This window comes from Cupriavidus sp. 05L310 (assembly GCF_056398185.1).
This window is the reverse complement of record NZ_JBFTOX010000024.1, coordinates 71296-92487: the sequence shown is the minus strand read 5'-3', so window position 1 is coordinate 92487 and position 21192 is coordinate 71296. Positions and strand designations below refer to the sequence as shown.

Annotated in this window: 17 protein-coding genes and 2 pseudogenes; 8 read left to right on the top strand and 11 right to left on the bottom strand. The window is 58.6% G+C overall.

What is annotated here, in order from left to right; translation table 11 throughout:
• Positions 1–12: 12 nt before the first annotated feature.
• From AC1DS6_RS18725 to AC1DS6_RS18715, 3 genes are read right to left on the bottom strand one after another with little or no spacing between them, the layout of a single operon-like run.
• The gene (locus tag AC1DS6_RS18725) at positions 13–1482 is read right to left on the bottom strand and encodes an aldehyde dehydrogenase (protein WP_441635753.1); all 1470 of its coding nucleotides are present in this window, start codon (positions 1480–1482) and stop codon (positions 13–15) included.
• 30 nt (positions 1483–1512) lie between these two features.
• Positions 1513–2109 carry a thiamine pyrophosphate-dependent enzyme gene (locus AC1DS6_RS18720; RefSeq protein WP_045235681.1) on the bottom strand — a complete coding sequence of 199 codons (597 nt, stop codon included), beginning with the start codon at positions 2107–2109 and terminating at the stop codon, positions 1513–1515.
• 2 nt (positions 2110–2111) lie between these two features.
• Entirely contained in the window at positions 2112–2645 is a 534-nt protein-coding gene (locus AC1DS6_RS18715; RefSeq protein WP_441635751.1) for a phosphonopyruvate decarboxylase, read from the bottom strand.
• A 125-nt stretch (positions 2646–2770) separates the two neighbouring features.
• Here AC1DS6_RS18715 and AC1DS6_RS18710 point away from each other — a divergent pair, with 125 nt between their 5' ends.
• Complete coding sequence (locus AC1DS6_RS18710; RefSeq protein ID WP_045235683.1) at positions 2771–3700, top strand: LysR family transcriptional regulator; 930 nt, start codon at positions 2771–2773, stop codon at positions 3698–3700.
• 19 nt (positions 3701–3719) lie between these two features.
• Here the strand turns inward: AC1DS6_RS18710 and AC1DS6_RS18705 are convergent, their stop codons facing one another.
• Together AC1DS6_RS18705 and AC1DS6_RS18700 are read right to left on the bottom strand one after the other, a co-directional pair.
• Complete coding sequence (locus tag AC1DS6_RS18705; protein WP_045235684.1) at positions 3720–4682, bottom strand: Bug family tripartite tricarboxylate transporter substrate binding protein; 963 nt, start codon at positions 4680–4682, stop codon at positions 3720–3722.
• A gap of 501 nt (positions 4683–5183) precedes the next feature.
• Entirely contained in the window at positions 5184–6137 is a 954-nt protein-coding gene (locus tag AC1DS6_RS18700; RefSeq protein ID WP_441635756.1) for a tripartite tricarboxylate transporter substrate-binding protein, read from the bottom strand.
• A gap of 807 nt (positions 6138–6944) precedes the next feature.
• Between AC1DS6_RS18700 and AC1DS6_RS18695 the strand changes: the two genes are divergently transcribed.
• From AC1DS6_RS18695 to AC1DS6_RS18675, 5 genes are all read left to right on the top strand, one after another.
• Positions 6945–7718, top strand: a complete 774-nt coding sequence (locus AC1DS6_RS18695) for a GntR family transcriptional regulator (RefSeq protein WP_441635747.1) — start codon at positions 6945–6947, stop codon at positions 7716–7718.
• Between the two features lie 263 nt (positions 7719–7981).
• The gene (locus AC1DS6_RS18690; protein WP_441635745.1) at positions 7982–8962 is read left to right on the top strand and encodes a Bug family tripartite tricarboxylate transporter substrate binding protein; all 981 of its coding nucleotides are present in this window, start codon (positions 7982–7984) and stop codon (positions 8960–8962) included.
• A 64-nt stretch (positions 8963–9026) separates the two neighbouring features.
• Complete coding sequence (locus AC1DS6_RS18685) at positions 9027–9818, top strand: enoyl-CoA hydratase/isomerase family protein (RefSeq protein WP_477102903.1); 792 nt, start codon at positions 9027–9029, stop codon at positions 9816–9818.
• Positions 9819–9863: 45 nt separating this feature from the next.
• Positions 9864–11015: a CaiB/BaiF CoA transferase family protein gene (locus tag AC1DS6_RS18680; protein ID WP_477102902.1), complete on the top strand. Its 1152-nt coding sequence runs from the start codon at positions 9864–9866 to the stop codon at positions 11013–11015.
• A 141-nt stretch (positions 11016–11156) separates the two neighbouring features.
• Complete coding sequence (locus AC1DS6_RS18675; protein WP_441635739.1) at positions 11157–12461, top strand: MFS transporter; 1305 nt, start codon at positions 11157–11159, stop codon at positions 12459–12461.
• A 197-nt stretch (positions 12462–12658) separates the two neighbouring features.
• Here AC1DS6_RS18675 and AC1DS6_RS18670 read toward each other — a convergent pair.
• The 3 genes and pseudogenes from AC1DS6_RS18670 to AC1DS6_RS18660 all read right to left on the bottom strand — a co-directional run.
• Positions 12659–12824 (bottom strand): annotated as a pseudogene (locus AC1DS6_RS18670) (diaminopropionate ammonia-lyase); the annotation flags it as partial.
• Position 12825: 1 nt separating this feature from the next.
• A pseudogene (locus tag AC1DS6_RS18665) lies at positions 12826–13446 on the bottom strand (CaiB/BaiF CoA transferase family protein); the annotation flags it as partial.
• A gap of 105 nt (positions 13447–13551) precedes the next feature.
• Positions 13552–14475, bottom strand: coding sequence for a LysR family transcriptional regulator (locus AC1DS6_RS18660; protein WP_441635737.1), 924 nt, complete (start codon positions 14473–14475; stop codon positions 13552–13554).
• Positions 14476–14644: 169 nt separating this feature from the next.
• Between AC1DS6_RS18660 and AC1DS6_RS18655 the strand changes: the two genes are divergently transcribed.
• Both AC1DS6_RS18655 and AC1DS6_RS18650 read left to right on the top strand, forming a co-directional pair.
• Positions 14645–15958 carry a dicarboxylate/amino acid:cation symporter gene (locus tag AC1DS6_RS18655; protein ID WP_477102901.1) on the top strand — a complete coding sequence of 438 codons (1314 nt, stop codon included), beginning with the start codon at positions 14645–14647 and terminating at the stop codon, positions 15956–15958.
• Between the two features lie 67 nt (positions 15959–16025).
• Complete coding sequence (locus AC1DS6_RS18650; RefSeq protein ID WP_477102900.1) at positions 16026–16988, top strand: hydroxymethylglutaryl-CoA lyase; 963 nt, start codon at positions 16026–16028, stop codon at positions 16986–16988.
• A 459-nt stretch (positions 16989–17447) separates the two neighbouring features.
• Here AC1DS6_RS18650 and AC1DS6_RS18645 read toward each other — a convergent pair whose 3' ends face one another.
• From AC1DS6_RS18645 to AC1DS6_RS18635, 3 genes are read right to left on the bottom strand one after another with little or no spacing between them, the layout of a single operon-like run.
• Complete coding sequence (locus AC1DS6_RS18645) at positions 17448–18596, bottom strand: glycerate kinase (RefSeq protein ID WP_477102899.1); 1149 nt, start codon at positions 18594–18596, stop codon at positions 17448–17450.
• Entirely contained in the window at positions 18593–20077 is a 1485-nt protein-coding gene (gene pyk, locus AC1DS6_RS18640; protein ID WP_441632349.1) for a pyruvate kinase, read from the bottom strand. Before pyk ends, AC1DS6_RS18645 begins: the two co-directional genes overlap by 4 nt.
• 29 nt (positions 20078–20106) lie before the next feature.
• Positions 20107–21060: a D-2-hydroxyacid dehydrogenase gene (locus tag AC1DS6_RS18635; protein ID WP_441632347.1), complete on the bottom strand. Its 954-nt coding sequence runs from the start codon at positions 21058–21060 to the stop codon at positions 20107–20109.
• Positions 21061–21192 lie beyond the last annotated feature (132 nt).

Here is a 21192-nt window from a genome sequence, read left to right as displayed (position 1 = left end):
GCAGGCCACGACTCACCGAATAGTGAACGGATTCCCTGAACCGGCGCCTGTGTTAATCCACACGCTCTTTGTCTGGAGGTACGCGCGGATGGCATCAATCCCGTTTTCCCGACCCAGACCCGAATCCTTATAGCCGCCAAAGGGCGACATGAAGCTGACGGCTCGATAGGTATTCACCCACACGGTGCCGGCCTGAATCCTTTCCGACATCCGAAACGCGCGACCGATATCAGATGTCCAAACCCCTGCCCCAAGCCCATAGCAGCTATCGTTGGCAATCTCGATAGCATCTTTTTCGTCCTTGAATTTCAGAACCGAAAGTACCGGACCAAACACTTCCTCTCGGGCAATGCGCATCTGTGGCGTCACATTGGAAAAGATAGTGGGCTCGACGAACCACCCATCTCCGCATGATGCCGGCTGGCCACCCAGCAAAAGGTTTGCCCCCTCTTCCTTCGCAATCTTGATGTAGGAGAGGACCTTTTCATACTGTGCCGGCGTTGTGATGGGGCCCACCTGCGTCGACGCGTTCATTGGATTGCCAAGCTTCGCTGTCTTCGCCAACGTTAGTAGCTTGTCGATGAACGCATCATGGATATCCTCCTGCAACAGCAGACGAGAGCCAGCAATGCAGGTTTGCCCGCTGGCCGCGAAGATGCCCGAGACAGCGCCGTTGACTGCATCGTCCATGTTTGCATCATTGAACACGATGTTGGGCGATTTCCCGCCCAGTTCCAGGCTCACGTGCTTGAACTGTGCTGCACATTGCTGGTTGATGGCGCGCCCGGTTGCATCGGAGCCCGTGAACGTTACCTTCTTAACAAGTGGATGCATGACGAGCGGTGACCCAACCTCGGCTCCGAAACCCGTCACCACATTAAACACGCCCGCTGGGAAGCCCGCTTCCTGGAAGAGCAGAGCCAGTTCCAAAGCGGAGACCGAAGTGAATTCGGACGGCTTTACGACTACCGTGCACCCCGAAGCCAGCGCCGGCGCGATTTTCCACGCCAACAGCATTAGCGGGGAGTTCCACGGTGTAATGGCGGCTACGACACCCACGGGTTCATTCCGCGTGTAGTTGAAGTATCCCTTCTTGTCTAGCGGAACTACCGTTCCCTCGATTTTGTCGGCAAGGCCGCCGAAATAGTAGAACCACTGCGGCAGATACTTCACCTGCGCGCTCATCTCAGCGAGCAACTTGCCGTTGTCCCGCACTTCAAACTCAGCCAGCTGTTCGGCATCCCTGGCGATAAGGTCTCCTAGCTTCCGCAGCAAAGCGCCACGCTGGGTGGCTGTCATTTCTGCCCACGGGCCAGCGCGGAACGCATTATCGGCTGCGTTGACCGCGCGGTCGACGTCCGCCTCCGTGCCGCGAGCGACTTGGGCCCAGGCTTTCCCGGTGAAGGGATTCTGGGTTTCGAACCAACGACCATCGCTCGCATTCACGAAGGTCCCGTCGATGAACATTTGATACTGCTTCATGGCGCAATGCTGTCCGGATGGGTTAGAAGACTAGAGCGGCGCAAATCCCAGGTGCTGACGGAAGCGGTTCTTGACGAATACGCCGTCGCGCGGGGGCAGAGCGCGCTGATGCTCTTCCGCGGCAATGTACACCTGAGCCACGGTCATGCCATCCGCATTCTTGATTGCCTGCGTCAGCTTATCCAGTTCCGCAATCTCGGAGACTTCGAGCGTCGAGCGAACACCGCATCCGGCTGCCACCTTTGCGAGGTTGGTGCCCAGGCTAGTATGGCTTTGCTGCATGCCGGTCTCACCGAAGTGACCGTTGTCAAGAATCACAACTGCCAGGTTCCTTGGGTTTTGAGCTGCGGCAGTGGCAAGACTGCCGATACCCATCAACTGCTCGCCATCGCCTGTAATGGCAATGACCTGCTTTTCGGGTTGTGCCAGGGCCAGCCCGAGCGCAACCGAGGTAGACCCGCCCATAGCGCCCCAAAGATAAAAATTGGAAGGACGGTCCCCGGCCGCAAAAACGTCGTACGAAGGGGAGCCAAGACCCGTCACGACGAGCGCATCAGGAAACTGCTTCAGCAGGGCGGCAACGAATTCGCGGCGGTTAATCGCCGACTTGGAGGTCGAGGTAGTCATGTTCAGCGCACCCACTTTTTGCGGCCGATGAGGCTTTGAGAGAGAAGAATGGCGACGCGTTGTCCTGCGTCGAATGCGGAGACCAGTCCCGCGTCGATGAGTTCTGCGGCATCTTCCGGCGAGTCCACGCGATACACCGTAATGCCCATCAGCTCAAGCGCCTTGGCGGTGGCCAAGCCCATTGGCGCCTGCCACGGATTGAACTCGGCGTACTCGCCGCGCATGGTGACGATGGTGAAGAACGGGAAGCGGCAGCTATCCAGCAGCGAGAACATATTCACGCAGTTGCCAACACCACTGCTCTGCATTAGCAGGACCGCACGCTCGCCACCCAGCCACGCGCCGCTGACAACACCGACACCTTCTTCTTCGGTGGTGAGAACAACGTCGCGGATTTCGGGGTCCTCTTTGGCCCGTTTGATGACATGGGAATGGCCGGCGTCCGGCACGTAAGCAACTTGGCGAACCCCGTTTTGCTTGAGGACTTGAAAGATATCTTCTTGCCAGGCAAGGGGCTCAGAATTTGGATTGGTCATGGGAGATTGTCTCGGTGGGGAATGACATCTGCTATCATAGAATTGACTGATAGGCTTTATGAAATACAATAAAGTGATTCCTCCAATCAGTAATTTGGATGACAGCAAAGTGCACTAGGGGACATATGGATATCAAGCAACTGCGTGCGCTGCTGGCCATCGCGGAAACCGGGAGCGCCACCAAGGCCGCCGAACTCCTTAGCATTGTTCAACCGGCTGTTTCCCGGCATGTAAGGCTGCTTGAGGAGGAATTCGGTGTAGAGCTTTTTGAGCGCGAGCGGCATGGAATGGTCCTCACGGAGGCTGGTAGAACATTGGTTGAGTACGGCCGACGCGCGTTGCGCGAACTGGACCGAGCCAAGGCTGAGATTCAGCCGGTGAAAGGGGCGATTTCAGGCACAGCCGTCATCGGTTTGCTGCCGAGTACGTGCGAGTTACTGGCAGCAGAACTTGTCGCAACTGTGAAAGGCAAGCATCCGCAACTCGTTGTTCGGCTCAATGTGGGCTACGCAGGCAACCTCCTTCAGTGGCTTGAGGCAGGCGACGTTGAGATAGCGCTCTTGTACGACATCAAAGCTTCCCCTGGCCTGCAAGTAGAGGCGCTGCTCGACGAACAGCTCTATCTAGTCGGCCTTCCTGGCACCGTGCCGCAAGGCGATGCGCACACCATCGAGAGCCTTCGAGACCTTCCGCTTGTGCTACCAAACGCGCCGCACGGTCTTCGCACAGTGGTCGAGCATGCGTGCGCTGTCGCAGGAATCAAACCCACTATCGCGGTCGAGACCAATTCCCTGGCTGTCCAAAAATCTCTGGTTGCAAAGGGCTTTGGGTACACAGTTCTACCCAGCTCGGCGGTATCCGAAGAACTGGAAAAAGGCATATTGGCGGCTGCACCAATTACCTCCCCCAACCTCTCCCGGCGAATCGTGCTGGCACATGCGGCTACGCGTCGAATGTCCCCAGCCGCGAGCTTTGTTTCGGCGGAACTGGTGACTCTGGCCAAACGGCTAGTGCTCGATGGAGCTTGGCCAGGCGCCGAGTGGGTAGGCCCGTAGCGGCATGCATTGACGACGGTTAGTCCGGCTGGATGTTTCCTGCCTTGATAACGTCTGCCCATCGTTGCGTCTCGGCTTGAACGAACTTGGCGGCTTTGTCGGGTGTGGAATCCAAGATGGGCTCAACTCCAATCTTGGCTAGCCGTTCGCGGACTTCCGGGTCTTTGACTGTCTGTAACAAGGCAGCGCTCAACTTCTGGACGACAGGGGCCGGCGTGCCTCGAGGCACCATCACCATGTTCCAGATGGATGTCTCGTAGTTAGGAAAACCAGCCTCCTTCATTGTCGGCACATTCGGCAGCACACTGGAGCGTGTGCCCGTCGTCACAGCAAGAGGCTTCAGACGGCCGGCCTTAATCATCGGTCCTGCGGTAGTAACCGCATCAGTGATGAACTGGAGGTCGCCGGAAATCACAGACTGAACGGCCTGGCTTGCGCCTCGAAATGGCGCGTGGACAATGTCTAGATGCTCCTGGTACTTGAGCAGCTCCACTGCCATGTGCAACGCACTACCCTTTCCTGCAGAACCGTAGCTGTACTTCCCAGGATTCTTTTTGATGTCGTCGACCAGTTCCCTGGCCGTGTTTGCCTTGACGGACGGATTCACGGCGAGAACCATTGGCACGGCTGCCACCACCGCAACTGGCACTACCGCGTTGGGCTCATACGGCAGAGTCTTGTACAAGGAAGCGTTGATGGCATGGGAACTGGTGCCAAAAAGTAGCGTGTAACCGTCGGCCTTGCTTTTGGCCACGGCGTCAGTGGCGATAGTGCCTCCTGCCCCCGCCTTGTTCTCCACGACGACAGATTGGCCCAGTATGGCACCTAGCTTGTTACCCACAATACGGGCCACTAGGTCCGTGCTTCCACCGGCGGCAAAACCTACAACCATGCGAATCGGATGGTCCGGGTATGCCGGCTGGGCTTGAGCGCCAAAGGTTACGAGCGCACCAATCCCCACTTGAACCAACAAGCGTTTCATGTCTCTTCCAGGTAATTATTTAGCCGGGTGGTGTGTGCATCGATACCCGTTGCATCGATGGTATCTAGTACGGAGGCGCATGGTGAAATAGAAAATAATGCTGCTGCCATCAACGGATGTTTTGACTGCGCCCGGAAATCAATCTGCCGTCTGCGTGAACGTCCCGAGAGTCCCCAGCGCTACCCACAGGACAGGCGAGACTAGAATCGGGTCCGCAAGTGGCCATGCCGCAGCCGCCCCCATGGATGTAGCAACGCACCACGTCGAAAGCGCTCGGAGATAAGCAACTGGAACAACCCGCGCATCTTTTGGCGCAGGCGGCGACACGCTGGGCCGACACAAGCCTGGTCGTCCCAGGATGTTCTGAATGAGCGCTTAGCGCGTGGCAAAAATGCGAAAACGCCGGCTTGCATTCGCAATGCCGGCGTTTCTGTCGTCACGGGTTTCACTATCTCCGACGCGCATGGCCGTGGTACTCGGCCATCCACGCAGGCGAGCGTCCTAGTCCGCCTCTACCTTCATCGTCTTCAACAACGGTTGCCATTTGTCGCTTTCCGCCTTAAGCCAAGTCTTCAGCCCCTCCGGAGTTTGCTTGTCTACCGGAACAATCTCGGCACCAAGCTCATCGAGTCGTTTGGATACCATCGGGTCCTGCAGCGCCTTCTGCAGAGCTTTGGTGAGACGTGCTGTCACCGCCGGCGGGGTACCCTTGGGAGCGTATAGCCCATGCCACACCTTCATCTCGAAACCCTTGAGACCACCCTCTTGCAGAGTCGGCGTATTGGGAAGCGCCTTGATTCGCTTCGGCGTGGTGACCCCATAAACTTTGAGTCGGTTCGCGTTGATGTGCGACAGCGTCGAGGTCGTCTGGTCACACAGCAGGTCAACCTGACCGCCCAGCAATGCAGTAAGTGCTGGCCCTGTACCCTGATAAGGAATCGAGTTCATCTTCGTATGCACGGCTTCCTCAAACAGGAGCCCACACAGTTGCGACACTGCGCCCAGACCGGCGTTGGCTAGAGAAACTTTGTCCTTGTTCTGGGCCACGTACTTGACTAAGTCAGCAGCCGTTGTGGGCGGAAGGTCCTTACGCCCGAGAAGCGTCATTGGCACATCGGCAACTTGCCCAATGTACGCAAAGTCCTTTAGCGGGTCGTACGAGAGTTTCTTATACAACGCCGGCGCGGTCGCCATCCCATTGTGGTGAATGAGGATGGTGTAGCCATCCGGCTGTGCTCGAGCGACATATGCAGCCGCCACCGTTCCTCCTGCGCCCAGGCGGTTCTCCACGATGACGCTTTGCCCTAGGTCCTTGGACATGGCCTGACCAAGTGCCCTGGAAACCACATCCGTCGGACCGCCGGCCGAGAACGGCACGACGAGGGTGATAGGTTTCGACGGAAACGCATTCTCGGCCATCACTCCCGAGGAAATCCCGAGCCCCACTGCCCCCATGACCAGCCACTTGGCGCCAAGGCAAAGGCTCATTACTCCGGTTCTGCAAATCATGTCTGTCTCCAATACCGTCTTGGCAGGCTGCAGGCCTGCCTATTTCCTCGGTAGTGGCGCAAGGTTGCCGGAGAACAGGCACGGGGAGAATCCGGATTTTCTGAATGGGCCATACGGCTCGGGCGAACGCCGGCCAGGGGCTACTTGACCAAAATTCACCTACTAGATGCGGCACCGATGCCGTCCCACAGTTCAGCTTGGGCCTGAATGCCGCGCGGAGACGACGCGCGAGCGGTACAACGCGCTCGGCGCGCGAAGAGACTTGCCCGCCGACCCGCGCTCAGCCCCTTAGGGACTCACTGTGTCGGTGTGGATTCGACAACCGGTTACGCGCCAGGGCGCTTTCCCGAGCAAGGCTTGCTGCCCCTCGCATATTTCGGCATGCGTGCCGGCGGCCGACAGTTTGTTTGCCTGCGTCCCTATTAGGCGGCCTTCGGGCCTTCGCGCCGCATTGCCTCTCTCTGTACATTCTGGGCCCCGAGACAGGCACCGCGCTTGACCTAGTAGAAACCCTCATACCAAACCCGGTCACGGAAGCATAATGTACGTACAGCCGTACAGTACGTACATTCGAACAGCCAAATGAAAACAGCCCGCTCGCCACATCCGCATGTCGGTTCTCCCAGTTCCCGGGGCGGAGCGGGCCGTATTGGCCGGACAACCGTACAGGCTTCGGAGATAATTCGCGTTAGTGAACTCAATGACTCCGGTACGGGGTCGCATCCGCCCGTAGCGGGCATGGGGAACAACGCAATGGCCTCGGAACACGGCAAGAATCTTCTTTTAAGTACCGGCGGGAGGCAGCCGCTGTACTCGACCCTGGCCAATCTCCTCACCACGGATATCCAGGAAGGCAAATACCAACCAGCCTCCATCCTGCCGTCTGAGAACGAGCTGGCGCAGCGGTATGGCGTCAGCCGCCAGACGGTGCGCCAAGCACTGCGGGCCGTGCGCGAACAGGGACTCATCTCTTCGCATCCCGGCATAGGCACCATCGTGCGCGAGCCGGTGCATCGAGACGACGTGTTCAGCGCCGTGAACTCGGTCAGCGACTTGCTCCAGTTCGTTGAGAACACCGAGATGCACCTGGTAAGCCATCGCGAGGTGGTGGTCGACGACGCGTTGGCAAATACGCTCAATGCCGCAAAAGGACTCCTCCTCTCGGAAGTCTCTTTCGTTCGCAAGCGCCCCGGCGCGGACTTGCCGATGAGCTATGTCCGTATCTACGTATCGCCGCGGTATGCCGAAGCACAGAAGCGGCACGCCGTCTCGAACGCGCCGATTTACAAGAGCATCGAAAAGATGTTTGGCGTGCGTGTGGCCGAAATTCAGCAGCACACCACTGCGACGCTGCTCGACGCAGAACTCGCCGACATCCTGCAAGCCCAACCTGGAAGCGCTGCGCTGCAGATGGTGCGTTTCTTCTACGATGCCAACCAGGGAATGATTCAGGCATCGATTAGCTACTACCCGCACGACCGGTACACACAGACCGTTCGTTATCGGGCCACGCCAACCGAAATCTGACTGCATCCGCCCTCGACCATGCGCCGCACAACCCATCTTCTCTCACTACGGCTGTCGCCGCCCGGCCTGAATGCCTCATGCCTAGTTGCCCGGACAGCCTGCGCGCATGGACAGCTCGGCGAAGAGATGACTCGCGAGAACCTGTACCGCACATCGCTTCAGTCGAGTCCTTCATAGCGCTTCGCGTTTCCCGTCAGGCTTCTTTGAATTAGGGCCGGCCTGACGGCACCCAACTACCACTCGAAAAATCAAGGAGACAAAGCATGAACGCCATGTTCCGCCTGGCGCTGGGAGCGCTCGCCTGTACGGTTACCGCGACTACGCCTGCATTCGCAGCAGACCCGGCAGCAAACTACCCCACCCGCCCCATCAAGATGATTGTGCCGTTCCCTGCGGGCGGCACGACCGACACGCTGATGCGTCTGATTTCGCCCACGCTCATCAAGGAGCTGGGGCAACCCGTCGTCATCGAGAACAAGTCCGGTGCCTCCGCGACGCTTGGTGCCGATGCCGCGGCGAAGTCACCGCCTGACGGTTACACGTTGCTGGCCGGCAGCGCTCACCACACCATTGCTCAGTCGGTGCTGAAACTTTCCTACAAATTCGATACCGACCTGGTGCCCATTGCCATGACTGCCATCGTGCCGAACGTCGTGGTCGTCAACAGCAACGTCAAGGCGAAGACCATCCAAGAACTCGTTGCGGACGCGAAGTCAAATCCGGACAAGTACAACTATGGCTCGGCCGGCCCCGGCAGCGCGCACCACCTGATTGGCGAAATGTTCAAGCTGCGCACCGGTGCTCCCATCACGCACATTCCGTATCGCGGCAGTGCGCCGGCTGTGTCCGACCTGCTAGGCGGCCAGGTGCTCATCATGTTCGATACGGTGACCTCGGCGCTGCCCCATATCAAGTCCGGCAAGACCCGCGCCCTCGCCGTGACCACCGCCACTCGCTCCAGCGCCCTGCCCGACGTACCCACGCTGGCCGAGGCCGGCGTGAAAGGCATCGACGTCGGCACGTGGTTCGGCGTCCTAGCGCCCGCGGGCACACCGCAGCCCATCATCAACAAGCTGAACGCCGCCATCGTCAAGGCCGTTAGCGACCCGACCATCAGCAAGCAACTGCTTGCACAAGGCATCGAACCGCACCCGAGCAGCCAGGCGGAGTTCAAGGCGCTCATCACCAAGGAAATTGCCGACTTCAAGAACCTGGTCGCGCAGACCAAGTTGGTCGTCAACTGAGCGGCCTCTCCTTCGGTACTGCTGAGGGTCTCCCTTTCACTTCGTATCAGTAAGCCAAAACAGCATGACAACACAGCAAGTCTTTTGCGCCATCGAGAACGGCGTTGCCACCATCACTCTGGACAATCCCCCGGTCAACGTTGTGACGCTGACCCTCTCCCGCCAACTGGGTGAGACCCTGGACGCACTGGCTGCGAATGACGATGTCCGCGCTGTCATTCTGCGAGGCGCAGGTACCAAAGCCTTCTGCGCCGGCTCGGACATCGGAGAGTTCGTCGAACTCGAGCTCATGTCCCCCGGCCAAGTGGTACCGAAGAAGCTTAAGCGCCAGAACGAGATTTTCTTCCAGCTTGAGAACTTTCCAAAGCCGACCGTGGCCGCAATCGAAGGACTTGCCTTTGGTGGCGGTCTGGAACTCGCCTTGTGCTGCGACCTGATTGTGGCATCCAAGACCAGCCGCGTGGCACTGCCGGAAATCAAGCTCGGCGTCTTCCCGAGCAGCGGTGGCACCGTTCGCGCGACGCGTCGCATCGGCTCGGCACGCGCGAAGGAAATGATGTTCCTGGGCGAGCCTCTGGATGCCACAACAGCACTGTCTTGGGGTCTTATTAACCGTGTTGCTCCTTCCGGCCAAGCTCACACAATGGCACAGGAGCTTTGCGCCACCCTGGTCCGTCGCCCACGCCAGGCGCTGGCGCTCTGCAAATCCATCATCAATCTGTCCTTCGACCTCCCCATGCGCGAAGCCATGGACGTCTCCTTTGCCGCCAGCGATAAGGCGTTCAGTTCGCCCGAGTGTGCAGAGGGTGTGCGTGCCTTCTTTGCGAAGGGAGCACCAAACTACGAAGGCATTTGAATCAACGCTTGCTGTGTCATCCCGTATTAGTTGGAGGAAGTACAAATGAAACCGCTGGAAGGTCTTCGCATTCTCTCGCTCGAGCAGTTCGCTGCCGGCCCTTATGGTTCGATGTTCCTGGCCGATATGGGTGCCGAGGTCATCAAGATTGAGAACAAGGCGATTGGCGGAGACCCCTCGCGCCACATTGGCCCATACCATCTTGGCGAGGCGGACAGCCTGTTCTTCCAGGGCTGGAACACCAACAAGCGCAGCGTCGTCCTCGACATGAAGGCCGAAGATGACCGCAAAGTCTTCGAGAAGCTCGTAGCGGGTGCCGATGCGGTGGTCAACAATCTGCGGGGCGACCAGCCTGAAAAGCTCTCCATCTACTACAAGAGCCTCAAGCATCTGAATCCCAAGCTTGTCTGCCTGCATATCTCGGCATATGGTCGCAACAACTCGCGGGAAGCCTGGCCGGGCTACGACTTCCTGATGCAGGCCGAATCTGGCCTGATGGACCTGACCGGCGACCCATCTGGCGCCCCGACGCGCTTCGGTGCATCGGTCATCGACTACATGACGGGCATCACCGGCATGGTGGGGCTGCTGGGCAAGCTGCGCAGTGCTGACAGGACGGGAATCGGCGGTGATGTGGATGTCAGTCTGTTTGATGTCGCCTTGCACCAGTTGGGCTACGCTGGTACGTGGTACCTCAACGAAGGCTTTGTGTCTGGCCGCGTACCCCGCGGGGCTCACCTCTCGGTCACGCCGGTTCAAACCTTCCAGGCGGCAGATGGCTGGATTTACGTCATGTGCATGACCGACCGGTTCTGGGACTCGCTGCTTGAAGTGCTCGGCAGCCCCACCCTGCGCGCAGACGAGCGCTTCCAGTCACAGGCCCTCCGGCTTACGAACCGGGACGCATTGACCGTGGCGCTCGACAACGAGTTCAAGAAGCAACCCGTCGAGCATTGGCTCAATGTCCTGCGCGGCGTCCTGCCGATTGCCCCGGTCTTGAACTTGAAGCAGGCACTGGACAATCCGTTCGTCGAGGAAGTTGGCATGGTTAGCCAGGTCCCGCATCCGCAGAAGGACGACCTGAAGTTGCTGGCAAACCCGCTGAAGTTCGATGGTGAGCGTTTGAGTCAAAGCCCGTGCAATCCACTCGGCGCAGACCAGTCCATGGCACTGGCTCCGACCAAACAAGCCGCCTGACTGGCAGGAACCATGGGCATCACGCACCTGGGCAATAGGCTCAGGTGCATCGTATCTCCTGGCCAACGTGCAACACACATGGCTGCGCCAGCACCAGAAATACCGCCGCCGGCGTCCGCCGAAGACGGCACGGAGGCTTTCATGCTAAACCCCACGTCCGAGAACTCAGCACGGCTACGATGGCTCATCGTCATGCCGGCGGTGTTCCTGATGTACATGATTTCGTTCTTTGACCGAGTCAACATCGGGATGGCGCTGCCCCACATTACGAAGGAGCTGGCGCTCAATGAAATCCAAGCCGGATGGCTTGGCGGCTCGTTTGCATGGGGATATCTCGCTACGCAGCTGCTCGCCGGCTACCTGGCCCTCAAGTTCGGCTCGCGCAAGCTCATCGGCGTCTGTCTTGTGCTGTTCGGGGGCATCTCGATACTTACGGGATTCGCCAGAAGCTTCGAAGAACTACTCGCAATCCGATTCGCGCTTGGACTGGCGGAAGGGCCCATATATGCGGCATCCTCGATGCTGCTCACACAATGGTTCGTCAAGTCGGAACGCGGACGCGCCTTCGGCATCTGGAACCTAAGCGTTGCAGCCGGCGGCTTCCTTGCCGGCCCTATCTCCGCGGCCGTGCTAGCGCATCATGACTGGCGCATGATGATGGTCATCGAGGGCCTGCCGGCATGGATTTTCTGCCTTGTATGGTTCTACTCGATTCCGAAGAGCCTGCAATCCGCGAAGTGGCTCGCGGAGGGAGACCGCCTGAGCATCGAGAGGGAGCTCGCGGCAGAGCAAGCTTCCCACAAGGACAATAACACTTCGTCGTGGATTGTCGTATTCAAGGAGCCGTCCGTCTGGCTGCTGACGATTGGCTTCGCATGCAGCCAAATCATCCTCTATGGCCTGACGCTCTGGCTACCCACCATCTTCAAGTCGTTCAGTGGCGTCAGCGAGATGATGGTCGGCGTCCTCTCCGGCGCGCCGTTCATTATGTCGATGGTCGGGGTCTACTACATTACCAGCCGCTCCGACAAGCACAACCAGGAACGCCGCTGGCATGCGGCCATCCCGATGGTCATCTCTGGTCTGACATTGGTTGTCCTCGCTGAGATGCCTACTCATGCCCTGTACATCCAAATCGCCCTCATTTTGTGTGTGGGCTTCATGCTCAAGATGCCTACCCCACTTGTCTCTTCCTACTTGACAGAGATTCTCCCTCTCCAGAAGGCGATTCCTGCCGTGGGCGTGGTCGTCGGCGGCGGGAGCTTTCTGGGCCAGTTTCTGGGCCCCCTCATTGTGGGCTACGCCAAAGCACATTCCACTGGTTTTTCACTTTCGTTCGTGATTTTGGGATGTGCGGGGATTTTGGGTGGAGTCCTAATCATTGCCGCAAAATCCAGGACGACCACTTCCACAGTGAATGGCGCCGCCCAGGCAACAGAAGCTTGATTTGCACGGTCACGGAGGCTGAACGACGCAGTAGTCGCGTAGCCCCACGATGGGTGCCCAGTGGTGACGCGAAACCGGGCGCCCCATCCGCACCAGCTTGAATGAAGGCACACCTGGCGCTCGTGAGGTCCAGTCTGCCAAGCCACCCTCACGGGTGCTTGTCGGGCTCGCATGCGATGGGCAACGGCGTCTGGAAGAATGAAGGCGTCGACGCTGTTCCCAAGGAAGCGCCATGCGAGCGGCGACGTCTCATCACAGACAAGCCCGGCCATGACGGAATCGACAGACCCCGTTGCAGTGGTCGCCCCGTCCCTGCAGAGCACTTTGGTACAGGCAATCGGCCTGCACTGGCTCAACGACAATCAACGTTGAACACCGATTCGTACAAAGCAACATCAACGACCTGGCCTTCACCGCCGTTGCGCTCACGATGAGAAAGTGCCAAAAGCACTCCAATCACCCCATGTAGCGCGGACAGGGAGTCGCCAATGGATACGCCAACTCTTACAGGAGTGCGCCCTGGTTCGCCACTCAAATGACGCAACCCTCCCATCGCTTCGCCTATGACGCCAAAGCCCGGCCGGTCACGATACGGCCCGGTCTGCCCGTATCCGGAAACCCGAAGCATAATTAGCTTCGGGTTGACGGACTTCAACTCGTCCCATCCCAAGCCCCATCCCTCCAGCGTTCCTGGCCGAAAATTTTCAATTAGAACGTCGGCGGATGCAACGAGTCGTCGAACAACATCCTGGCCTTCCGGGGAACGCAAGTCTAGGGTGACAGACTGCTTGTTACGCGACTGTGCTGCCCACCAGACGGAAGTGTCATCATGCAGCATGCGCCACTTGCGGAGTGGGTCACCGTTCTGGGGGGATTCAATCTTGATAACTTCTGCTCCGAATTCTCCGAGCATCTTCGCCGCGAAGGGACCTGCGATTAGTTGTCCGAGTTCGACGACGCGGATTCCTTTCAGAGCCTGTTCCATTGCCTCACTACATTTGTCCTTGGATGAACAGAATGATGTGACATCCAGGCGCTCATAGCTTTGCGGTATTGTCACGCACCCTTTCCAAGCTAGAAAGGGTCGTAATCAGTTGCCGCAGTTGGAGCCCTGTGGCTTCAGGCCGCATAAGTGCTCGACGAGCTTCGTTGCCTCCGGTTGCAATGCATTGGGGTCCCTAACCCCCAACCACAACGAGCGGGCGGCCCACGGGTCCGATAGCCGGACAGCTCTTAACCCCGCGACCAGGATTTCCTGCCGTACTGCTCCCTCCGGCAGAATGCCAATGCCAAGTCCTGCTTCAATCATGCGGCAGATGCCATCGAAGCTCGTCACCTGAATCCGCAGCTTCAACACGCGCTCGAGCGCGGCCGCCGCCTCGCTCATGCGGTCCAGCAACGAGCTGCCCTGATTCAGGCCCACGAAATCATATTCGAGGGTGTGTGCAAACTGCACTTCCGTACGGTGAGCGAGAGGGTGCTCTGCCGGCACCAGCACCACGAGAGCGTCATCCCGATAGCGATACTTTTGCAGCCCTGGAGCGTGCACATTGTCAGCAAACACGCCTACGTCGGCCACACCATTCATCACCGCTTCCACAACCTCGTGACTCAGACGCTCCTCCAGGCTGATTCTGATGAGTGGCTCTTTGCTCAGGAATGCGGCGAGGTCCTTCGGCAGGAACTGCACGACTGCTGAGGTATTGGCCCATACCCGCACATGACCACGAACTCCAACCGAAAAATCGCCCATGGCACTGGCCATGCGGTTCACGGTCTCCAGCACGCTCTTTGCGTGCCTCACCAATTCGTGGCCCGCAGCGGTCAGCATGAGGCCGCGAGGCAGGCGGAGAAACAATGGGCAGTCGACCGTGCGCTCCAAATCGGCAATCCGCTTGCTCACCGCAGACATCGTCATATGCGCCTTTTCAGACGCACGTGTGACGCTGCCGTTCTCAGCGACGAGCAGGAAGATTCGGAGCGACTGAAGGTCGAAATGTGTTGGCTTGAGCACTGCGCCAGGCTCCGTACTAGTGGGGATGGTATGTTACTCCTCATATGGTCGCCTTTCCAATTGGGAAAGGGTCCTTGAGAGATGACTGATTTTCCAATGTGGGCGCACGTCAAAGAATAGTGCACTCACGAGCGGAATTACCCGCCGGGCAAAGTAGTAGGAGACACACATGCCCACAGTGCACTCGGCCATCCCTGCAGCCGCGCCAGTCGCGCGTTCCCACAAGGAGTGGTACCGCCATCTATACGTTCAGGTATTCATCGCCGTAGTAATCGGCATCCTCTTAGGGCACTTCTACCCAAATGCTGCCCAAGCAATGAAGCCTCTGGGCGACAACTTCCTGAAGTTGGTGAAGTTGATGGTTGCCCCGCTAATCTTCTGTACCGTCGTGCATGGCATCGCCAGTATGCGAGACATCAAAGCGGTCGGTCGCCTTGGTGGTAAGGCACTCATCTACTTTGAGGTAATGACGACGTTGGCCCTTGCCATCGGTCTACTCGTTGTCAACATAATGAAGCCAGGGGTCGGCATGCACGTTGACCCGACCAGCCTCGATGCGTCGTCCATTGCTGCCTACACGAAGGCTGCACACGAGCAGACAGTTGTCGGCTACATATCCCACATCATTCCCCACACGGTGATTGGCGCGTTTGCAGAAGGGGACCTCCTTCAGGTTCTCTTCATCTCCATCATCTTCGCGTTCGCGCTGCAGATGCTGGGGGAAAAAGGGAAGCCGATGCTGGACGTTATCGATTCAGCAGCGAACACTTTCTTCAATATGGTACGTATCGTCATGTACGTATCGCCTCTCGGCGCGTTCGGCGCCATTGCATTCACGATTGGGAAGTACGGCATCGGGTCATTGGCATCGTATGGTCAATTGCTTGCGACGTATTACCTCACCGCGGTGCTGTTCGTTGTGATTGTGCTTGGCGCGGTTTGTCGCTTAGCCGGGTTCAGTCTCTTTAGCTTCCTGAGATACATCCGCGAAGAACTCCTGATTGTCCTCGGCACGTCATCGTCCGAGTCGGCGCTTCCTCGACTGATGGCAAAGCTTGAGCGGCTTGGTTGCGACAAGTCGGCTGTCGGCCTGGTTGTCCCATCTAGATACTCGTTCAACCTCGACGGGAGCTGCATCAACATGACGGTCCTCGCCATCTTCATTGCGCAGGCCACCGACACCTACCTCTCCCTGGGGCAACAGATTACGCTGCTGGCTATTCTGCTCCTGACATCGAAGGGCGCGGCAAGCGTGAGCGGTGGCGCCTTCATCGTCCTCGCCGCGACCCTCGGGACGATTCCCGGCTTCCCGGTCGCAGGTCTAGTACTCGTTCTCGGCGTGTACCGGTTCATCTCGGAAGGCGGCGCCATCGTAAACGTCATTGGAAACGGCATCGCCACCATCGTGGTTGCCAAATGGGAAAAGGTCCTCGACGAGGAAACGCTCCAACGCGAGCTTAAGCAGGGCCCCGATTTCAGTTAAGTAGTAATGGTTCCGAGCCGGGGCATCTGACTGCCAGCTCGTGAGCCAAGTCAATGAGGAAAGCATCATGGACGCCAAGAAGATATTCATCCAGGAAGTCGCGACGCGCGACGGATTCCAGAACGAGGCAAAATTCGTAGCGACGGAGGACAAAGTAAGCCTCATCAACGCTCTCAGCGCGTGTGGCTATGCGAAGGTCGAAGTGACCTCATTCACCTCGCCAAAGGCAATCCCTGCCCTACGCGATGCCGAGGCCGTGATGCATCTCATCACCCGTCAGGACGGCGTGGTGTACACGGTTCTGGTTCCGAACGTCCGTGGAGCGGAACGAGCCCTTTCCTGCAACGTCGACGAAGTCAATCTTGTTATGTCCGTCAGTGAAAGCCACAATCGAACAAACCTTCGTATGTCCCGGGAGCAATCCTTCGCCCAGCTGTCGGACGTCATCAAAGTGGTCCGCAGCACCCCAACCGCCATCAACGTATCCCTTTCGACAGCAATGGGTTGCCCGATGGAAGGGGACGTACCTGTCGAAACCGTACTCGGCTGGATGCAACGGTTCGCGGACTTGGGCGTTCATGGGGTGACCTTGTGCGACACCACCGGAATGGCGTACCCATCCCAGGTCAAGGCTCTGTGCGAGGCTGCTAAGTACCGATGCCCGTTTCTCGAACTGACGCTCCACTTCCACAACACTCGCGGCCTGGCCCTGGCTAATACCCTTGCAGCTCTGGAAGCTGGCATCGACCGATTCGATGCGTCCCTGGGCGGACTCGGTGGGTGCCCCTACGCACCTGGGGCCACGGGAAACGTCTGCACAGAAGAACTCGTGCACATGCTAGAGTTGGACGGATACGATACCGGCGTCGACCTAGCCGCCATCCTCTCCGCCTCAGCCCGATTACCTTCCCTCATTGGCCACGATGTTCCGAGTCAGTTGCTTAAGGCTGGTCGACGTTCGGACCTTCACCCGATGCCGGCAACCGATAGCCTACCGGAGCAGAAAGCATTCGCGACATGCGCTAACTAAGTGCCGCTGCTCAGAATTACTGTCGGCCAACGCACACTACGTGCGTTGGCAGATTTCGTTGACGGCAGGCAGTCATCTCGATTCAACGAGTAAGAAGTACCAGTTTACGTTAAGCGCTCAGCGTTGAACTGTTGAGCCACCTCGATACTTGACACCCCGGCCGAATGTCTCAGCAGCCAACCATCGAGAGGGGACCTCGCCCCACTGCTAACGCAGGACACTTCTCGCGCAACCCTGAATGCTTGCGCAGAGGATGGCCGCCCAAGGTTTAGGCTCGCTCACGAAACGTCCCCTCCGCAATCGTGTCCATCACGGAACGAGTGACCGCAACGACCAACGGGACGCGCGGCTCGCCCGCTCCCGTTCCGGTATCCCTAAGCAGGAGGGGATGCCAAGCAAAAAGAGCCAGTGCACATGACGGGCAACTGGCTCTGAAACCACAAAATCAGTGGTCGGCACCTACAAGCCTTTGCTCCAACGCCGAGCGGATGTAACGAGCCGCGTCAGCTGAAGCGACGCATCCTCAAGCAGGCGCCCAGCGTTCTCCATCGCATAGCTCAACGATACCGGGCCCTGCTGGATTGAAATACACCCGTCAAAAGCCTCCGTCAGTGCAGCGCTACTATCTACCGCCCCGGAAACTAGGGAAACTGGAACGCCAGCATGCCGTGCCAAGTCGGCAATAGTCGCTGGCCCCTTGCCCATCATTGTCTGAGCATCTGAACGCCCTTCTCCCGTAATCACCCAGTCGAACTCACTCAACCCCTCCTGCAATCCGGCTGCACTCAATACAAAGGACGCACCCGATACCAATTCAGCTCCCAATAGGCGAAGCGCATAGCCAATTCCGCCGGCAGCTCCACTGCCCTCTTCGTTTGCAAAGTCCTGACCCGCAGCCGACGTGCATCGCTGTGCAAATCGCTCCAGCGTCGCATCGACCGCAGCCAGGGCTTCCACGCCCTTTTGCGGCCCAAACACATAGGTTGCTCCCGTTGGGCCGCAAAGAGGAGCATTAACATCTGAAAGACCGATGAGTCGAGCGCCCGCAAGAGCAGGTGGCTGCTCGTAGCGGACATCACGGATAGACTCAAGATTCTCTAGGCACGGCGACAGCGTATTGCCGTTTGCATCGGAAAAGCAGAACCCGAGCTCCGCGAGCAGACCCGCCCCAGCCTCATTGGTGGAAGAGCCGCCAAGCCCTATTGCAATGGTGCTAACCCCCCGCGCTGCAATCAATCGCAAGGCTTGCCCGACACCCCGCGTTGTCCGCCTGGCTGGCTTGGCTATGGCATCAGGAAGGCCGACCACTGCTGCCACGTCAAGGATGGCGATGCTCCCATACTCATTGCTGTGACCAAGAAAATAGCGTACAGGCTTCTCCGCATCATTGGCATCGCTAACACATACCTCCTCCCACATGCCAGGCAGGGTTGCCGCCAGAACCTCCGCCGTTCCCTCGCCGCCGTCGGCTATCGGCGCCAGCACGACTTCAGCCTCCGGAACGGCCCTCAGAATCCCCGTACGAATCCGTTCGGCTACATCCGAGGCACCCAGGCTACCCTTGAACGAATCGGGGGCAACCAGGACGCGAAATGCTGCCTTGTTCATGCGGGAACTCCCTCACGAGCAGCCGATTCTGGGGAGGCCGTCCCTGCATTAAGCGCCGAATTCTGGGCCATTGCGATGCGGGCGACATGCACCAAGTTTGTCGAACCGTGCTTGCCGAACGGCATGCCCGCAACAATGACTATTTCTTCACCATCAACGGCGAAGCCTTCAGTCAATGCTGCGTTGCTGGCCACAGCAACCATCTCATCGACATCCTTTACGTCAGGTACCACCGAAGCATGGACGCCCCAGGTGAGGCACATCCGACGTGCGACCTCGAGGGACGGTGTTACACCGACAATCGGAGTTTGCGGCCGCACACGGGCAGCTCGCAACGTCGTGGCACCGGAAGATGTGTAGGCAATCGTGGTCTTTGCGCCGACCGTCCGAGTAATGTCACGAAGAGCACCGCATACGGCATCCTGTCGATTGGACAGCGCAGCGACCTGCTGAGCATCAATCAGGTTGCGATAAAGCGGGTCGGCTTCGACCTCTCGGATAATTCGGTCCATCATCTGGACTGCTTCCCGGGGGTACCGACCAGACGCAGACTCTGCCGAGAGCATCACGGCATCCACGCCGTCGTAAATCGCGCTTGCGACATCAGAAGCTTCCGCTCGCGTGGGCACAGGCGCCGAAATCATGGATTCCAGCATCTGCGTCGCGACAATCACGGGGCGCCCCAACTGCCGGCATACTCGTGAGATTCGCTTCTGTACAGCGGGTACACGTTCGGGCGGCAGCTCAACGCCAAGGTCGCCACGAGCTACCATCACTGCGTCGGCATGCAGTGCAATTTTTTCGAGATGCTCGATTGCCGCCGGCTTCTCCAGCTTCGCAACGACTGTTGCCCTGCCCGCGATTCGTTCCTTTGCCGCCGTAACATCCTCCGCAGTCTGCACGAAGCTGAGCGCAACCCAGTCGGCACCGAGTGCCAGTGCAAATTCCACGTCGGCAATATCCTTATCCGTCAAAGCCGGGATGGGGATGACGGCATCGGGGACATTCACACCCTTGCGCGAAGAGAGGACGCCGCCGGTGATGACCGTGGTCACCAATTTCTCCGATTCAACGGTCTCCACGCGGAGCTGCAGCTTTCCGTCGTCAATCAACAGCGTCTTTCCGGGCTCTGCGCAGTCGAACAGCTCCTGGTGAGGCAAACACACGCGCGTGGCATCACCAGGCTCCAGCGAGCGGTCGAGGACAAATTCCGCACCTTCGACCAGGGTGCTTGGTTCGCGCATCATCCCGATTCGCAGCTTGGGCCCCTGCAAGTCGGCCAGTACCGCGATTGGCCGCCCAGTTTCCTTCTCAACCTGACGTACAAAACCGTAGTTCTGCTGATGAGTCTCATGAGACCCATGACTGAAGTTGAATCGAAAGACATCTGCTCCGGCGACGAACAGCGCACGGATAGCCTCGAGGGATGACGTCGCCGGCCCCAGCGTCGCGACAATCTTTGCTTTGCGGTAGCGTCTCATGGGCTTTGCCTCCTGTGGCAGCTTGTGGGTCAAACCACTACGTTGCAAGGGCTTCCCTGAACGAACGCGGCAATATTGTCGAAGAGCTGGTCGGTCAATCCTTGCACCGCCTCGTCGCTGGCCCACGCGACGTGTGGGGTGAGGATAAAGTTGGGCTCGTCCTTCAACTGTTGGAAGGGGTGGTCTTCGCTCGGGGGCTCCTGGGTGGCGACATCGAAACCCGCACCAGCAACCTTCCCGCTCTTCACGGCGTCTACAAGCGCGGACTCGTTCACCAAGCCACCGCGTGCCGTATTGATGAGCAGCGGACGCTTCTCCATCATGTCAAATTCCGCGGCATCGATGAGATTGCGGGTCTGAGGAGTCAGAGGGCAGTGCAAAGTGATGATGTCGCTTCGGCGGAGGACTTCTTCAAACGGTGTGTACAGTGGCCCCATATCACTGCGGCCTTTGTACGTGGAGATAAGCGGTTGCATGCCCAGCGCTCGTGCAAGTGCAGCAACCGATTGTCCGAGAACGCCATCGCCGATGATGCCCAGTACCGAACCATGCAGGTCTTTGATGGGGTAGTCGAAGAAGCAGAAGGTCCCGGCTTCCTGCCAGCGTCCATTCCGCACGGCATCGTGGTACGCCGTCAGGCTGCGACGCAGCAAAAAAATCAGGGCAAATGTGTGTTCCGGCACCGTATTGACGGCATAGTTCCGGATGTTGGAGACGACAATACCTCGCGCCGCGCACGCCTTGAGGTCGACGATATCGGTGCCGGTCGCTGCTACGGCGATGAGCTTGAGCTTGGTCGCCTGCTCCAGTTGCTGACCGCTGAGCTTCACCTTGTTGGTAATCACCACATCAGCGTCAGCGATACGGCCCGCCACATCCTCGTCGGCCGTCTCATTGTGGAGAACAAGCTCGTGAGAAAACGGGAGTGTCTTGAGCGTCGTCTGAGGGGAGATGGTCGAACGGTCCAGGAATACAATCTTCATCGGAATAGTGCCGGGGTACGGTCTGAGGTGGATTTCGCGCGAGCGTGTTGCGACTCGCCAACCTGAATGAACTGCGGGCGGCATCGCCGCCCGGGTCGCTTCATTTACATGATGAGGGGAAGGCCGAGATAG

Coding starts and splice junctions, on each gene's coding strand:
- AC1DS6_RS18635 (WP_441632347.1), bottom strand. CDS start 21,060: ATGAAGATTGTATTCCTGGACCGTTCGACCATCTCCCCTCAGACGACG.
- AC1DS6_RS18675 (WP_441635739.1), top strand. CDS start 11,157: ATGCTAAACCCCACGTCCGAGAACTCAGCACGGCTACGATGGCTCATC.
- AC1DS6_RS18655 (WP_477102901.1), top strand. CDS start 14,645: ATGCCCACAGTGCACTCGGCCATCCCTGCAGCCGCGCCAGTCGCGCGT.
- AC1DS6_RS18685 (WP_477102903.1), top strand. CDS start 9,027: ATGACAACACAGCAAGTCTTTTGCGCCATCGAGAACGGCGTTGCCACC.
- AC1DS6_RS18705 (WP_045235684.1), bottom strand. CDS start 4,682: ATGAAACGCTTGTTGGTTCAAGTGGGGATTGGTGCGCTCGTAACCTTT.
- AC1DS6_RS18720 (WP_045235681.1), bottom strand. CDS start 2,109: ATGACTACCTCGACCTCCAAGTCGGCGATTAACCGCCGCGAATTCGTT.
- AC1DS6_RS18700 (WP_441635756.1), bottom strand. CDS start 6,137: ATGGGGGCAGTGGGGCTCGGGATTTCCTCGGGAGTGATGGCCGAGAAT.
- AC1DS6_RS18725 (WP_441635753.1), bottom strand. CDS start 1,482: ATGAAGCAGTATCAAATGTTCATCGACGGGACCTTCGTGAATGCGAGC.
- AC1DS6_RS18680 (WP_477102902.1), top strand. CDS start 9,864: ATGAAACCGCTGGAAGGTCTTCGCATTCTCTCGCTCGAGCAGTTCGCT.
- AC1DS6_RS18650 (WP_477102900.1), top strand. CDS start 16,026: ATGGACGCCAAGAAGATATTCATCCAGGAAGTCGCGACGCGCGACGGA.
- AC1DS6_RS18715 (WP_441635751.1), bottom strand. CDS start 2,645: ATGACCAATCCAAATTCTGAGCCCCTTGCCTGGCAAGAAGATATCTTT.
- pyk (WP_441632349.1), bottom strand. CDS start 20,077: ATGAGACGCTACCGCAAAGCAAAGATTGTCGCGACGCTGGGGCCGGCG.
- AC1DS6_RS18645 (WP_477102899.1), bottom strand. CDS start 18,596: ATGAACAAGGCAGCATTTCGCGTCCTGGTTGCCCCCGATTCGTTCAAG.
- AC1DS6_RS18690 (WP_441635745.1), top strand. CDS start 7,982: ATGAACGCCATGTTCCGCCTGGCGCTGGGAGCGCTCGCCTGTACGGTT.
- AC1DS6_RS18695 (WP_441635747.1), top strand. CDS start 6,945: ATGGCCTCGGAACACGGCAAGAATCTTCTTTTAAGTACCGGCGGGAGG.
- AC1DS6_RS18710 (WP_045235683.1), top strand. CDS start 2,771: ATGGATATCAAGCAACTGCGTGCGCTGCTGGCCATCGCGGAAACCGGG.